This is a genomic window from Ruegeria sp. R8_1 (genome assembly GCF_017743815.1).
Lineage (GTDB): Bacteria > Pseudomonadota > Alphaproteobacteria > Rhodobacterales > Rhodobacteraceae > Ruegeria > Ruegeria lacuscaerulensis_A.
On sequence record NZ_JAGHRL010000001.1, the window covers coordinates 391,503 to 404,165 of the forward strand.

Annotated in this window: 17 protein-coding genes; 9 read left to right on the forward strand and 8 right to left on the reverse strand. The window is 57.2% G+C overall.

What is annotated here, in order from left to right; all coding sequences use genetic code 11:
- Nucleotides 1-168 precede the first annotated feature (168 nt).
- Both thyX and J7380_RS01970 read left to right on the forward strand, forming a co-directional pair.
- Complete coding sequence (gene thyX / locus J7380_RS01965; RefSeq protein WP_209194248.1) at nt 169-1,080, forward strand: FAD-dependent thymidylate synthase; 912 nt, start codon at nt 169-171, stop codon at nt 1,078-1,080.
- A 159-nt stretch (nt 1,081-1,239) separates the two neighbouring features.
- The gene (locus J7380_RS01970) at nt 1,240-1,440 is read left to right on the forward strand and encodes a hypothetical protein (RefSeq protein ID WP_247742356.1); all 201 of its coding nucleotides are present in this window, start codon (nt 1,240-1,242) and stop codon (nt 1,438-1,440) included.
- Between the two features lie 76 nt (nt 1,441-1,516).
- On the opposite strand, the gene J7380_RS01975 is transcribed toward J7380_RS01970, so the two are convergent.
- Nucleotides 1,517-1,723 carry a cold-shock protein gene (locus tag J7380_RS01975; protein ID WP_008758035.1) on the reverse strand — a complete coding sequence of 69 codons (207 nt, stop codon included), beginning with the start codon at nt 1,721-1,723 and terminating at the stop codon, nt 1,517-1,519.
- 50 nt (nt 1,724-1,773) lie between these two features.
- Here J7380_RS01975 and J7380_RS20490 point away from each other — a divergent pair, with 50 nt between their 5' ends.
- Genes J7380_RS20490 through J7380_RS01985 form a run of 3 tightly spaced genes read left to right on the forward strand, consistent with a single transcriptional unit; the run spans nt 1,774 to nt 2,666 of the window.
- Nucleotides 1,774-1,908 (forward strand): hypothetical protein, encoded by a 135-nt coding sequence (locus J7380_RS20490; protein ID WP_280635703.1) that lies wholly within the window; start codon nt 1,774-1,776, stop codon nt 1,906-1,908.
- A gap of 30 nt (nt 1,909-1,938) precedes the next feature.
- On the forward strand, nt 1,939-2,256 hold the full coding sequence (locus J7380_RS01980; RefSeq protein ID WP_209194250.1) for an ArsC/Spx/MgsR family protein: 318 nt from the start codon (nt 1,939-1,941) through the stop codon (nt 2,254-2,256).
- A gap of 41 nt (nt 2,257-2,297) precedes the next feature.
- Nucleotides 2,298-2,666: a hypothetical protein gene (locus J7380_RS01985; RefSeq protein ID WP_209194251.1), complete on the forward strand. Its 369-nt coding sequence runs from the start codon at nt 2,298-2,300 to the stop codon at nt 2,664-2,666.
- A gap of 1 nt (nt 2,667) precedes the next feature.
- Here J7380_RS01985 and J7380_RS01990 read toward each other — a convergent pair whose 3' ends face one another.
- The 5 genes from J7380_RS01990 to thrS all read right to left on the reverse strand — a co-directional run bounded on the left by J7380_RS01990 (nt 2,668) and on the right by thrS (nt 7,353).
- On the reverse strand, nt 2,668-3,186 hold the full coding sequence (locus tag J7380_RS01990) for a DoxX family membrane protein (protein ID WP_209194253.1): 519 nt from the start codon (nt 3,184-3,186) through the stop codon (nt 2,668-2,670).
- Complete coding sequence (locus tag J7380_RS01995) at nt 3,183-3,944, reverse strand: DNA-binding domain-containing protein (protein WP_209194255.1); 762 nt, start codon at nt 3,942-3,944, stop codon at nt 3,183-3,185. The genes J7380_RS01990 and J7380_RS01995 overlap by 4 nt, the downstream gene beginning before the upstream one ends.
- Nucleotides 3,941-4,798: a DUF692 domain-containing protein gene (locus tag J7380_RS02000; protein ID WP_209194257.1), complete on the reverse strand. Its 858-nt coding sequence runs from the start codon at nt 4,796-4,798 to the stop codon at nt 3,941-3,943. Before J7380_RS02000 ends, J7380_RS01995 begins: the two co-directional genes overlap by 4 nt.
- A gap of 72 nt (nt 4,799-4,870) precedes the next feature.
- A complete protein-coding gene (locus J7380_RS02005; protein WP_170354607.1) occupies nt 4,871-5,173 on the reverse strand; it encodes a DUF2282 domain-containing protein in 303 nt (100 codons plus the stop codon).
- A gap of 221 nt (nt 5,174-5,394) precedes the next feature.
- Nucleotides 5,395-7,353 (reverse strand): threonine--tRNA ligase, encoded by a 1,959-nt coding sequence (thrS, locus tag J7380_RS02010; RefSeq protein WP_209194259.1) that lies wholly within the window; start codon nt 7,351-7,353, stop codon nt 5,395-5,397.
- Nucleotides 7,354-7,569: 216 nt separating this feature from the next.
- Between thrS and J7380_RS02015 the strand changes: the two genes are divergently transcribed.
- From J7380_RS02015 to J7380_RS02030, 4 genes are all read left to right on the forward strand, one after another.
- Nucleotides 7,570-8,319 (forward strand): alpha/beta hydrolase, encoded by a 750-nt coding sequence (locus tag J7380_RS02015; RefSeq protein ID WP_209194260.1) that lies wholly within the window; start codon nt 7,570-7,572, stop codon nt 8,317-8,319.
- A complete protein-coding gene (locus tag J7380_RS02020) occupies nt 8,316-9,299 on the forward strand; it encodes an alpha/beta fold hydrolase (RefSeq protein WP_209194261.1) in 984 nt (327 codons plus the stop codon). Before J7380_RS02015 ends, J7380_RS02020 begins: the two co-directional genes overlap by 4 nt.
- Before the next feature lie 20 nt (nt 9,300-9,319).
- Nucleotides 9,320-9,934 carry a hypothetical protein gene (locus tag J7380_RS02025; protein WP_209194615.1) on the forward strand — a complete coding sequence of 205 codons (615 nt, stop codon included), beginning with the start codon at nt 9,320-9,322 and terminating at the stop codon, nt 9,932-9,934.
- Between the two features lie 81 nt (nt 9,935-10,015).
- Complete coding sequence (locus J7380_RS02030; RefSeq protein ID WP_209194262.1) at nt 10,016-10,732, forward strand: alpha/beta hydrolase; 717 nt, start codon at nt 10,016-10,018, stop codon at nt 10,730-10,732.
- On the opposite strand, the gene J7380_RS02035 is transcribed toward J7380_RS02030, so the two are convergent.
- Entirely contained in the window at nt 10,723-11,307 is a 585-nt protein-coding gene (locus tag J7380_RS02035; protein WP_209194263.1) for a DUF6151 family protein, read from the reverse strand. The two genes, J7380_RS02030 and J7380_RS02035, sit on opposite strands and share 10 nt — an antisense overlap.
- Before the next feature lie 5 nt (nt 11,308-11,312).
- On the reverse strand, nt 11,313-12,584 hold the full coding sequence (phaZ, locus tag J7380_RS02040) for a polyhydroxyalkanoate depolymerase (protein WP_209194264.1): 1,272 nt from the start codon (nt 12,582-12,584) through the stop codon (nt 11,313-11,315).
- Nucleotides 12,585-12,663: the final 79 nt, after the last annotated feature.

Here is a 12,663-nt window from a genome sequence, read left to right on the forward strand (position 1 = left end):
CTTTTTTGTGCAGGTGATGTCCAGCACCTTAGCGCGCGAACTGCACCTGTCGAGAGGCCCTGCGGACACAATTTAGAGTTTGCGCAAGTTAGCGCACATATCGCGGTTCCTGTCGTGGTTTTGCCGATATATAGTGGTCTGCGACTCATTCGCTGGAAAGGAAATTTCATGCCGCTGTCCTCTGACCAACTGACCGAGATCGAAGCGCAACGGGCGCAATCGTATCAAACGCGTCGTGTTGTTGCTCCGGGGATGGAGGATCACCTGTACACCGCGCATCAGGTTCTGGACCACGGTTTTGTGCGTGTGATCGACTATATGGGCGATGACGCGGCGATTTGTCAGGCTGCCCGTGTGTCCTATGGCAAGGGTACCAAATCCGTACAGAATGATGAGGGCCTGATCCGCTACCTGATGCGTCACTGGCACTCGACCCCTTTTGAAATGTGCGAGATCAAGCTGCATGTGAAACTGCCCGTCTTTGTGGCGCGGCAATGGATCCGGCATCGTACGGCGAATGTGAACGAATACTCGGCGCGCTACTCGATTCTGGACCGCGAGTTCTATATCCCCGCGCCCGACCATGTCGCGGCACAATCCGAAGTGAACAACCAGGGCCGGGGCGACGCGCTGCAGGGCGAAGAAGCCGCGCGCGTGCTAGAGATGCTAAAGGCCGACAGTGCCCGGTGCTATGACAATTACGAGGCGATGATCAGTCAGGACGGTCAGCAGGGTCTGGCGCGTGAACTGGCGCGGATGAACCTTCCGGCGAATATCTACACCCAGTGGTATTGGAAGGTGGACCTGCACAACCTGTTCCACTTCCTGCGTCTACGGGCCGACCCACATGCGCAGTACGAAATCCGGGTATATGCCGATATGATGTGCAAGATCGTCGCCGATTGGGTGCCTTTTGCTTATAAAGCCTTCGAAGATTATCGTCTGGGCGCGGTGAATCTGTCGGCGCAGATGGTCGACAGCCTGCGTCGAATGCTGGCCGGAGAGGCCGTGACGCAGGAAAATTCGGGCATGACCGCCCGCGAATGGCGCGAGTTTGAGGCCGTCATCCGCGAAAGCTAATCGCATATCGTTTGTCTATACGTATTGTCATGAAGCTGTTACATTGGCTTCATGACATGTCTTTCTTACATCCGATTTGCATGCTTTGTTTGCTTGCTTGGCAGTCCGGTTTTCGCCAAGTCTCCGATTGCCGAGGTATTGTGTGAACCGACATCCCGAATGCACGACAAGCTTGAACGTCAATTCGGCTCGCAGCGCGCGGCCACCGGGGTGCGCAGTCCCGAACAGATCATGGAAGTCTGGACTAGCGAAAAAGGTGATTGGACGATGGTTGTCACTTACTCGACCGGTACGTCCTGCATCGTTGCGATGGGTCAAGACTGGTTCTCGCACGCCGACGCAGATCCGGCGCGCGGTTAACATTGGTCGAACCATAATTGGTCAACGGCCGGAAATTGGCCGTTGCCCTGCTTTGTCTTCCCGTCGGGAGGGGGCCTTACAACGGTTTCAAATCGGCGGCCATCTGGCGACCGTCGCGTCCGTCCTGCAATTCGTATGAGACTTTCTGATTGTCTGCGAGCCCGGTCAGACCTGACCGTTCAACAGCCGAGATATGTACAAATACGTCCTTGCCACCTTCATCAGGGGCAATAAACCCATAGCCTTTAGTGGTATTAAACCATTTCACGGTGCCAGTTGGCATTTCCCGTGTCTCCTTCTACTTACACGTTGTCCCACAAATTGGTGGGGGAAGTGATTGACGCCACCGCCTTTCATCACCGCCGCGCCCACACGCTTCGGCCCGAATTGCGTATTTCGTCTTTTTCAACATTGCACGGTGAAGTAAAAAATCAAGAATTACCGGAACACGTTGGCGAATTTGCCTAAAATTCGCACAAGCACAGGAAGCCCCCGAAAATGCGCCTATATGGACTAAAGAACTGTGACACCTGCCGTAAGGCATTGAAGTCATTGCAGGATGTTGAATTCATCGACGTGCGCGCCGATGGCGTGCCTGAAACAGTGCTTTCTAGGGCTCTTACACATTTCGGCGAGGCTTTGCTCAACACCCGGTCCACGACATGGCGGGGCCTAAGCGAAGACGAACGCGCCCGGGCACCATTGGAGTTGTTGCACGATCATCCGACCTTGATGAAACGTCCTTTGATCGAGCGTGACGGGCAGCTTTTTCTTGGCTGGACGGCGGCGACGAAGGCGGCTCTTGGCGTCGACTGAGCGGATGCTTATCTGCAAAGGCGCAAGCAAGAGGGCGAAAGATGCGTAACGCAGCGATGATTTTGGGTGTGATTGCCGGGCTAATCGGCATGTTGGTCGGCTTTGTCGGCTATGGCTATGTCGAACTGATCGACCGGTACGGCGAGATTGGCGGGTTGGCCGAGCAGGTGGACAACGCGCAACTGATCCAGACGGCCTCGATCCTTGCGCCTCTGCTGGCGATTGCCGGGGGGGCCATGGCCAAGGCGCGGGCATTGGTTGGGGGGCTATTGTTGCTGATCTCAGCAGGCGGCATGTATTACGCGTTTGGTTTCAATGCCTTTACCATGTTCCCCGTTGCATTTGCAGGGGTCGCGGGGGTCCTTGGGCTGGCCGCGGGTAAACCGGACGAGCCCAAGGCGCATTTCTAGATCACTTCAGGCGCAGGATGCGGTCGATGGAAATCGGGCCTGCGCCGTTGATCACGATGACCAGGAACAGGAAGGTCCACATCACACGCTGATCCATCAAGGTGACGGCGTTGTCGAACAGACCACCCAGTTTCACGCCGTGCCCGGCGACATCAACGATGGTCTGGACCCAGACGAAGCCGATCATGGCTAGGGCAGCAACGCGGGTCAGAAGGCCAACCAGCAGAAGCGCAGGCAGGACGAACTCGGCCACGGTGCCGAAGAAGATCACGATGCGCTGGAAGAAGGTCATCTGGGTGACGTCATACAAAACGGCTTCAGCCGCTTTGGGGAAGATCTGGCCAAAGGCACCGGCTGACGCCGAGAAGATCGACCCGTCAATCTTCAGAGTGGCCGAATTCCAGTAGTAAACAAGCAATACAGCAACAAAAACAAGCCGTGCCAGGGTCGGTGTCAGCCAGTTGGCCGAGCTGTCCAGCCGTCCCAGGACATTGTTGTGAAGAGAGATCAGGGCAGTCATTGTGCCAGCCTTTCGATAGTCACAGAAGTAATGGCGCCACCTTGAAGCAGAGGCGCCAGAGTGGCCCCAAGATCGAACTCGGGGGTGGTAGCGGATACGCTTTCGAATGCTTGACCGATCGTATGACCAGTCTGCATCTTAGATATCCAATCTGCGCCGCCTGCAGGCAGCAGATGCGGCGCGGGATCAAATTCGGGGCGGGTCACCAGCACGTCTTCAGCACCGGGTTGGGGTTTGGGGGCGTCGTCCATGGTGTTGAACCGCCACAAAGAGAATATTGGCCACTCTGAGCGGACCACCTGCATTGATGGTGCGAATTGCAGCTTGGCCCGCATGACCTGTTCTGGGTCCACGGCCAGAGCGTCACCCGGTGCAGGCGTGCTGTCCGCCGCGTGGTACGAGCGACGCAGTGCCAGTTCTAACCGGGCAACGTCGGGCAAATATCCCAGGTGCGAAAGCTGCTCCATTCCCGCCAGAAATTCAGGGAATGCTTCGCCGTAGAACATCATCATCGGCGTCGTCGGAGGGTGCTGGCGTAGGAAAATGCCCGACAGACCATCCATGTTCTGAGAGCCTAATAGCTTTGCGATTACCGGGAAGGCCTGATGCATTGATTCGGTCAGGGACACCGCAACATTGTTGCGATAAACGCTGAACCGTCGGCCTGCCGGTTGGGCGCGGGCATCCACCAACCCCTCTGGAACCGCCTCAGACGGGTTCAAAAGGGCAGTGTGAAAGGTGGATTGAGACACGCTCATGCCGGGATGCGGTCCAATGCCGCTTGTGCACGGTCAGCCTCGGCTCGAAGAACAGGCCATTCGGGAACGTCTGTATCCCATTCGATAAGGACTGGTTTCGGACCCGATCTTTCCAGCACGTAGTCCAGCAAGGCCCAGACGGGGTCCACGACCTCGCGCCCGTGGCTGTCGATCAGCAGGGGGCGACCGTGATCGTCCTCGTCTTCGTCGTGTCCGCCTAGATGAATTTCGCCAACTTTTTCCAGTGGATAGGCGTCGATATAGCCTTGCGGCGAGAAATCCAGATTAGTGGCCGAGACGAAAACATTGTTCACGTCTAGCAAAAGGCCGCAGCCAGTGCGGCGCGAGATTTCGCGCAGGAAGTCAGGCTCGGACCACGTACTTTCCTCGAACGCCAAATAGCTGGAAGGGTTTTCCAGTAGCATCTGCCGCCCGACAACCTCTTGTACCTGATCGATGTGTTCGCAAATACGGGCAAGTGTTGCGTCAGTATAGGGCAGAGGCAACAGGTCGTTCAGGAAGTGGCTGTCATGGGTCGACCATGCCAGATGTTCGGAAAAGCTGGCAGGGTTCAACCAACCGACCAAGTGTTTCAACCGGGCCAGATGATCAGGGTCCAGCGGGGTTTCCCCGCCAATGGACAGGCCGACACCATGCACAGAAATAGGAAACTGTTCCGACAGGTGGCGCAGTTGCGCCAGCGGGCGTCCGCCATCGCCCATGTAATTCTCGGCATGGATTTCCAGCCATGCCACCGGATGCGCGTGTTCCAGAATCTGCTGAAAATGCTGAGGTTTGTATCCGACACCCGGCGCTGCGGGCAGTCTGTTTGATCGAATAGCGTTGTCCAGCATTACAATAGTCTCCGGTTCGCGACAAAGAGGCGGGCGACAAGGCCCGCCCCTTCGGTTTTCCTAAGCGCGGGCTTATGCCGGCAGGTCGCGGTCCAGCGGCTCGAGCGAGCCTTTGCGGTCCGAACCGTCTGCGGTCTGGGGCAGCTCGATATCGGCGCAGGTGCCTGCGTCGACCAGCGTCCATGCGTTACCCTGATAATCTACGGTCGAAGTGCCGGCGCAGGTCGTGCCGGGGCCGGCTGCGCAATCGTTTTCACCTGCCAGCGAAACGCCATAGCATTTTTCTTTGGCTTGGGCGGTTGCGGTGGTGGCAGCGCCAGAGACAGCGGCTGCGACTGCGGTTGCGATAACCAGGGATTTAGCGGTGTTCGACATCTCGGTAATCCTTTTGATGACTGCGTATGTCCGTGTTTGACACTAACAAAGGTAGTAGCTTGAGTGGCAGAGTTGAATTCACGAGCCCGTGTCTCACAACCCCGTCAGGCACTGTCATGCCCTATTGCAGGTTAACACATTGTTTTTGAAATCTAAAAAGGAAAATATTTCAACCCGGCCCCTATCTCGGGGCCGGATCAGCGATGAATTTTCACCGAATGTTACAGCAGATCGGGCGGAGTCGCCGACTTGGAAAGTTCAATTGTTACAGCCTCAAGTGATTGAACCTGTGTTTGTTTCTCACCCAGACGGCGAACGCTGACGGTGCGTTCCTCAACTTCACGGTGACCGACGGCCAGGATGACCGGCACTTTGCCGACTGAATGCTCGCGAACCTTGTAGTTGATTTTCTCATTGCGAATGTCGGCCTCGGCCCGGACACCAGCGGTGCGCAGGGTTTCGACCACTTCATTGACGTAGTCATCCGCCTCGGAGGTGATCGAGGCGACAACCACCTGACGCGGGGCAAGCCAGAAGGGCAGTTTGCCCGCGTGTTCCTCGATCAGGATGCCGATGAAACGTTCGAACGAGCCCAGAGTCGCACGGTGCAGCATGAAGGGACGATGTTTCGCGCCGTCTGCGCCGACAAAGCTGGCATCCAGACGCTCGGGCAGGTTGGGGTCAACCTGCAGCGTGCCGCATTGCCAGTTGCGCCCGATCGCATCGGTAAGAGTGAACTCCAGTTTGGGTCCGTAGAACGCGCCTTCGCCTTCGAGGATCTCATAGTCGTACCCGGCCGCCTTGCAGGCATCACCAAGGGCCTTTTCGACCAGATCCCAGCTTTCATCCGACCCGATCCGCTTTTCGGGACGGGTGGACAGTTTGATGGTCCAGTCATGGAAACCCAGATCGGCATAGACCTTTGAGAGGAAGGCGATGAACTTTGCGGTCTCAGATTCGATCTGATCTTCGGCGCAGAAGATATGGCCATCATCCTGCGTGAAGCCGCGCACCCGCATGATCCCATGCAACGCGCCCGAAGGCTCATAGCGCGCGCAGGAGCCAAACTCGGCCATGCGCAGGGGCAGGTCGCGATACGATTTCAGGCCCTGATTGAACACCTGCACGTGGCAGGGGCAGTTCATTGGTTTCAGGGCGTTGATCGCCTTTTCGCGGGCATGATCCTCGTCCACTTCGACGATGAACATGTTTTCCTGGTATTTGTCCCAGTGGCCCGAGGCCTCCCACAGCTTACGGTCGACGACCTGAGGCGTGTTCACCTCGACATATCCGTCACGCTCCTGCATCCGGCGCATATAGTCCTGCAGGGTGGTGTAGATTTTCCAGCCATTCGGATGCCAGAAGATCTGGCCGGGGGCCTCTTCCTGCATGTGGAACAGGTTCATCTCGCGGCCCAGCTTGCGGTGGTCGCGTTTGGCGGCCTCTTCCAGCATATGCAGGTGGGCTTTCAGCTTTTCCTTGCCGGTGAAGGCGACGCCGTAGATGCGTTGCAACATCGCCCGGTCGCTGTCGCCGCGCCAGTATGCACCAGCGATGGACATCAGTTTGAACGCGTCACCGGGCAACTGGCCGGTGTGCTGCAGGTGTGGACCACGGCACAGGTCTTGCCAGTGGCCGTGCCAATACATGCGCAGTGGCTCATCGCCCGGAATGGCTTCGATCAGCTCGACCTTATAGGGCTCGTTATTGGCTTTGTAGAACTCGATCGCGCGGTCGCGGTCCCAGACCTCGGTGGTGACGGGGTCGCGCTTGTTGATGATCTCTTTCATCTTTTTCTCGATGAGGCCGAGATCTTCGGGCGTGAACGGCTCTTCACGGTCAAAGTCATAGTACCAGCCGTTTTCGATGACGGGCCCGATGGTGACTTTGGTCGCGGGCCAGATTTCCTGCACGGCGCGGGCCATGACGTGGGCCAGATCGTGGCGGATCAGCTCATTGGCCTGTTCCTCATCCTTCATGGTGTGGATGGCGATTTGCGCGTCGGACTCAATAGGCCATTGCAAATCCCAATGCTTGCCATCGACCGTGGCCGAGATTGCCTTTTTGGCCAGCGAGGTCGAGATATCGGCAGCCACCTGCGCGGGTGTGACACCTGCGTCATAGGAACGTGCATTGCCATCGGGAAAGGTGAGAGAGACGGATTTTGAATCCAAGGCCATGTTGGCTCTCCTCGTCGGTTTGGCGCCCACTGAACGCCCGGTTGCGGGTTATTTGCGTCTGGCTGCTTTGGCAGGTGGGTGCGCGTGTGTCAAGGGCGGGAGCGAGGGGCCAGCCCCTCGCGCACCCCGAGGTATTTTTGGCCAGATGAAGGGTGGATCGGGGATTTGCACTTGGGGGTGCGGCGTGCATGATGCAGGGAAAGCAAAGAGGGTTTTATGGCTGTGGCTGAATTTATAGACACCGCGCAGGGGCGGCGGTTGGCGTATCACAAAAGCGAAGGGGTGGGGCCCACAATCGTTTTTCTGGGCGGGCTGAAGTCGGATATGGAGGGCACCAAGGCGGTGCATCTTGAGGCGTGGGCGAAGGCGCGCGGACAGGCATTTTTGCGGTTCGATTACTCCGGGCACGGGGAAAGTTCCGGCACGTTCGAAGAGGGCTGCATTGGGGATTGGCACGAGGATACAGTTGCGGCGGTTGAGGCGCTGACCGAAGGGCCCTTGGTCGTTGTGGGATCATCGATGGGCGGTTGGCAGGCGCTGCTGTTGGCAAAAGCGATGCCGCAACGGATCGCCGGGATGGTCACAATCGCTGCTGCGCCGGATTTTACCGAGGACGGGTATTGGGCCTCGTTCAGTGATGCGCAGAAGGCGGCGCTGGAGACGGTCGGGCATGTGGAACTGCCCTCGGACTATATGGAGCCTTACGTCATTACCAAGCGGATGATTGAGGACGGACGGCAAAGGCTGGTCTTGCGCGCACCGCTGAATTTGCCCTTTCCAGTTCGGTTTTTGCAAGGCACTGCGGATACCGCCGTGTCCACTGAAACTGCCGTTCGTCTGCTGGAGCACGCCGACGGGCCGGATACGAGGCTATTGCTGGTCAAAGACGCCGACCATCGGTTTTCGGATGGCCCTTGTCTTGAGCTGATCGAACAGGCGGTACTTGACGTGATGCCATCACAATGAAGCGCGCATTGGTTTGGACTGGTCTGCTCTTTGTCGCGGTAGGCGTCGGGACCTATTGGTTTGGTCCACGCGAACCGGTGGAACTCAACCCCACATTCGAGCCGCGCAAATTCGGGGAAGGTATTCAGGTCTATTTCGAAAGCACAGAAGCGGCATATGACGATATCGTACCCGGTGTCGAAAAGCGCGTGATCTGGCAGGACGGGTTCAAAGAGCAGCGCACACCTGTTTCGATTTTGTATCTCCATGGGTTTTCAGCTTCATCCGAGGAAATCCGCCCGGTCCCTGATTTGGTGGCCGATGCGCTTGGGGCCAATCTGGTTTACACGCGGCTTCAAGGTCATGGCCGCAGTGGCGAGGCAATGGCTGAGGGCACGGCTTCGGGTTGGATGCAGGATGTCGCCGAAGGATTGGCCGCAGCCCGCGCCGTTGGTGAAAAGGTTGTAGTGATCTCAACTTCGACTGGCGGGACACTTGCAGCAGCAGCAGCGGTAAACCCTGAGTTAAGCCAGGATGTAGCGGGGATGGTATTCGTGTCACCGAATTTCGGTGTGAATGCGCCGGGGGCTTGGATTCCTGGTTTGCCATGGGCGCGAAGCTGGTTGCCTTTGTTGATGGGTCAAACCCGAGAGGTCTCGGGACCGGACGAAGAAAAGAACACCTATTGGTCAGCGTCCTATCCTTGGGAAGCAGTGGTTCCCATGACTGTATTGGTGGATGTGGTCTATGCGCTTGATTTTTCGGATGCGCAGGTGCCAGCGTTATTCTGGTTCTCGGATGACGATCAGGTGGTGCGCCCTGATCTAACCCACAAAGTTGCGCAAGCCTGGGGCGGACCCGCTGTGGTCGAACTGGTGACTATGGGCCCCGAGGATGATCCGGCATCGCATGTCATAGCCGGACGCCTGATGTCGCCGGGGCAAACCGATGCGACCGTATCGGGTATTCTGGCATGGCTTAAAACTCTGGGGGTCGAATAACCATGCGCAAACCGGGCAGCATGTGGAGCCTTGAGACGCTGGGCCGCGTGCGACTGTCCAAGCATTTCTACATGCGCGATTTCCTGTATTCCGAGATCGGGAATTTCCATGAAAAACAAAACCTTCCTGATAAACCCAACCTTGCAATTGAAACAGGACAGGCCCTGTGCCAAACCTTACTGGATCCTTTGGAGGAAACCTTTGGGCGTGTCGCCGTACGCTCGGGCTATCGGTCGCCGTCGCTGAACCGGTTCGGCAATGAAAACCGGCTGAATTGCGCGCGCAACGACAATCCATTGGAGTGCCACACCTGGGATCGGGGCGAAGGGGACGCGCGCATAGCGGGGGCTTCGATCGTCATCCCGTGGTTTGCCGATCAATATGAGCAAGGGCGCGACTGGCGGGATCTGGCGTGGTGGATGCACGATCATCTGGACTATTCCGAGATATGGTTTTTTCCCAAACTCTGCGCGTTCAATTTGGTCTGGAGGCCGATCCCTCACAAGCGGATCGACAGTTATATTGCGCCGCGCGGATGCCTGTTGCGACCCGGCGCGGAGCCGGAGGAAGATCAGAATCGACGGCGCGCACGCTATGCAGATTTTCCACCATTCAAAGGGATCGCTTACCCCTGAACTTTTGCTTGCCCAGTTCAACAAAACTACGCATCTTACGGAAAATGAAACACAAAGTGGTCGATTTCAGGGAGGCCCTGTGTGATTGAACCGTTGGTATTTCTGCCCGGGTTTATGTGTGATGCTCGGTTGTTCGGCGCCCAGATTTTGCAGATTTCTGGTGCTCGTGCGGTGACGGTTGCCCCGGTATCGGGCGGCGAGCGGATCGAGGAAATAGCCTCGGGGTTGTTGGACCAGTTGCCACATCGCTTTGCGCTCTGCGGGTTCAGTATGGGCGGAGTCGTCGCTTTGGAACTTGTCCGCAGGGCCCCTGACCGGGTGACGCGCTTGTGTCTGATGTCTACCGACGCCCAGGCCGATACACCCCAGATAGCTGCTGACCGAGAGGAGTTGATCGTAGGGGCCAAATCAGGCCGGTTCGAAGAAATCATGCAGCGCTTGATTGGAACGGAGACGCTTGCTCCGGGGCCGGGGCGCGTGCCGATTTTGAACGAGGTTATGGCCATGGCAAAGGATCAGGGGCCAGAGCTGTTTGAACGGCAGATGCGGGCGCTGCAGAGGCGCGCGGATCAGCAACCTGCGCTGAGGCACATAAACGTGCCGACACTGATCATTTGCGGGGCACATGATCAGCTTACGCCAGTTAAGCGGCACCGGTTCATGGCCGAGATGATCCCAAGCGCCGAACTGAAGGTTATGGAAGACGCAGGGCACTTGCCCCCTCTAGAGACGCCCGCAGAAGTCACGCAAGCGCTGGAAGAATGGCTGAATATTAGAGTCGGGTTGCCTTACTTATAAAGTGCTGAACGTTCAGCCTTGGTTAAGATAACAGGGGGTCTGATCGGATCACCCGTGCCGATGTCAAAAAACGGAGTGTGCTTCCAGCTTCCTGTCAAAAGCGACTTGAGTACCCGTGAGACAAGCCCGAAAGCCGCGTAGCCCAGCTTTTCATGCTCTTGCTTGCCGCCGGGCTTTGGAACAAAGCCACGTGTGGTGACAGGGCCGAGGGCGGATGTATCCAATATGCGCGCGACAATGAAACCAGCGAATGGGAATTTCGCTGTGCGCGACGTGGTGGCCAATGGGGCATCGCAACAACTGGCGTACCAGCGCAGCATTCCTTTTGGGCTGAGTTGCATCAATGCCAAATATTCGGCACCGGTTTCGATACGAACTTCTTCGGGCAACATCTGCAGAACTTCGACCGGCCCGGGCGCGGGATCGGGTTGGTTGAAATACAGCTGGGCCGCGCGGCAGTCGTTGCAATAGCAAACGACATGTGTCGAAGACTTGATACCTGCCGCGGTAATATGACCGCGCAAACAACCACACGAACAGGCAAAGGCTGTATCCACTGCCTTTGCCTTGCGCATCTTGGTCAGGCGACTTTGTTTTTATTTGCCGGGCGGCGCCGTGGCTTGCGCGTGTTGGCGTTCATGAAATCGATGACCAACGGACGAATATTGTCGCGCCAGCTTCGCCCTGCGAAGATGCCGTAGTGGCCAGCGCCGGGCTCGACGTGGCTGGCTTTTTTCGAATCCGGCAGGCCGGTGCAAAGTTCAAGCGCTGCGATACACTGGCCAGGCGCAGAGATATCGTCATTCGCGCCTTCAACCGTTTTCACTGCTACGTCGGTGATCTTGCCGATATCTACTTTGTGTCCCGCTACAATGAATTCGTTCTTCGCAATCTCACGGTTTTTGAAGATGCGTTCCACGGTGGACAGGTAGAACTCGGCCGTCATGTCCATCACTGCAAGGTATTCATCGTAAAAGCGGTTATGTGCGTCATGATCCGATGCCTCACCGCGCATGACGCGCTGAATTTGGTCCGAGAACGCCTTGGAGTGGCGATCCGCATTCATCGACATGAAGGATGCAAGCTGCAGCAGGCCAGGATAGACCATGCGCCCCACGCCTTTATACTTGAAGCCCACGCGTTGAATCATCGTTTCTTCCAACTGCCCCATGGTCACTCGGCGGCCAAAATCGGTGACGTCAGTCGGTGTTGCATCCGGGTCTACCGGACCACCGATCAGGGTCAGGGTGCAGGGTTGTGCCTTTGGCTCGACCTCTGCCAGATAAGCGGTTGCCGCCAGCGTCAATGGTGCAGGCTGGCAAACGGCCACCACATGCGTTTCGGGGCCGAGTTCCTTCATGAAGTCGACAAGGTACAGCGTATAGTCCTCGACGTCGAACTTGCCTTCGGACACGGGTATGTCGCGCGCATTGTGCCAATCGGTGATGTAAACTTCGCAATTGACCAGCAGGCTTTTGACTGTGGACCGCAGCAGAGTGGCGTAGTGCCCGGACATGGGTGCAACCAACAAAACCTTGCGGGGTTGCTCCTCTCGTCCGTTGACGCGGATGTGGATCAGGTCGCCGAAAGGACGCTCCAACACTGGCACGATGTCTACCAGGTGGTCCTTACCATCTTCGCAGGTGAAGGTGCGAATGCCCCAGTCTGGCTTTGCCACCATACGCTGAAATGTCCGTTCGGTCACTTCGCCCCAGGCAGCCATCATGCTGAATGCGGGATTGGGCACCATTGCAAACAGCGGGTACGAAGCCATCGCACTGGCTGTCGCGCCCATCCATTGGTTGGTATTGCGCATGGTTTCCATCAGATCGTAGGTCATCATGTAGCGCATGGATTGGGCCCCCTATGAGTGTCAGCCTGTACGTAAGGACTTTTCGTCGCTTTGCCTTATAGTTTCCGCGACGTTATTC

Excerpts from the sequence above, each read along its gene's own strand:
- J7380_RS01980 (WP_209194250.1), top strand. The coding sequence starts at position 1,939 with ATGCGCCTATATGGACTAAAGAACTGTGACACCTGCCGTAAGGCATTG.
- thrS (WP_209194259.1), bottom strand. The coding sequence starts at position 7,353 with ATGGCCTTGGATTCAAAATCCGTCTCTCTCACCTTTCCCGATGGCAAT.
- J7380_RS01985 (WP_209194251.1), top strand. The coding sequence starts at position 2,298 with ATGCGTAACGCAGCGATGATTTTGGGTGTGATTGCCGGGCTAATCGGC.
- J7380_RS02000 (WP_209194257.1), bottom strand. The coding sequence starts at position 4,798 with ATGCTGGACAACGCTATTCGATCAAACAGACTGCCCGCAGCGCCGGGT.
- J7380_RS01970 (WP_247742356.1), top strand. The coding sequence starts at position 1,240 with ATGCACGACAAGCTTGAACGTCAATTCGGCTCGCAGCGCGCGGCCACC.
- J7380_RS01995 (WP_209194255.1), bottom strand. The coding sequence starts at position 3,944 with ATGAGCGTGTCTCAATCCACCTTTCACACTGCCCTTTTGAACCCGTCT.
- J7380_RS01990 (WP_209194253.1), bottom strand. The coding sequence starts at position 3,186 with ATGACTGCCCTGATCTCTCTTCACAACAATGTCCTGGGACGGCTGGAC.
- phaZ (WP_209194264.1), bottom strand. The coding sequence starts at position 12,584 with ATGCGCTACATGATGACCTACGATCTGATGGAAACCATGCGCAATACC.
- J7380_RS02035 (WP_209194263.1), bottom strand. The coding sequence starts at position 11,307 with ATGCGCAAGGCAAAGGCAGTGGATACAGCCTTTGCCTGTTCGTGTGGT.
- J7380_RS01975 (WP_008758035.1), bottom strand. The coding sequence starts at position 1,723 with ATGCCAACTGGCACCGTGAAATGGTTTAATACCACTAAAGGCTATGGG.
- thyX (WP_209194248.1), top strand. The coding sequence starts at position 169 with ATGCCGCTGTCCTCTGACCAACTGACCGAGATCGAAGCGCAACGGGCG.
- J7380_RS02020 (WP_209194261.1), top strand. The coding sequence starts at position 8,316 with ATGAAGCGCGCATTGGTTTGGACTGGTCTGCTCTTTGTCGCGGTAGGC.
- J7380_RS02015 (WP_209194260.1), top strand. The coding sequence starts at position 7,570 with ATGGCTGTGGCTGAATTTATAGACACCGCGCAGGGGCGGCGGTTGGCG.
- J7380_RS02005 (WP_170354607.1), bottom strand. The coding sequence starts at position 5,173 with ATGTCGAACACCGCTAAATCCCTGGTTATCGCAACCGCAGTCGCAGCC.
- J7380_RS02025 (WP_209194615.1), top strand. The coding sequence starts at position 9,320 with ATGTGGAGCCTTGAGACGCTGGGCCGCGTGCGACTGTCCAAGCATTTC.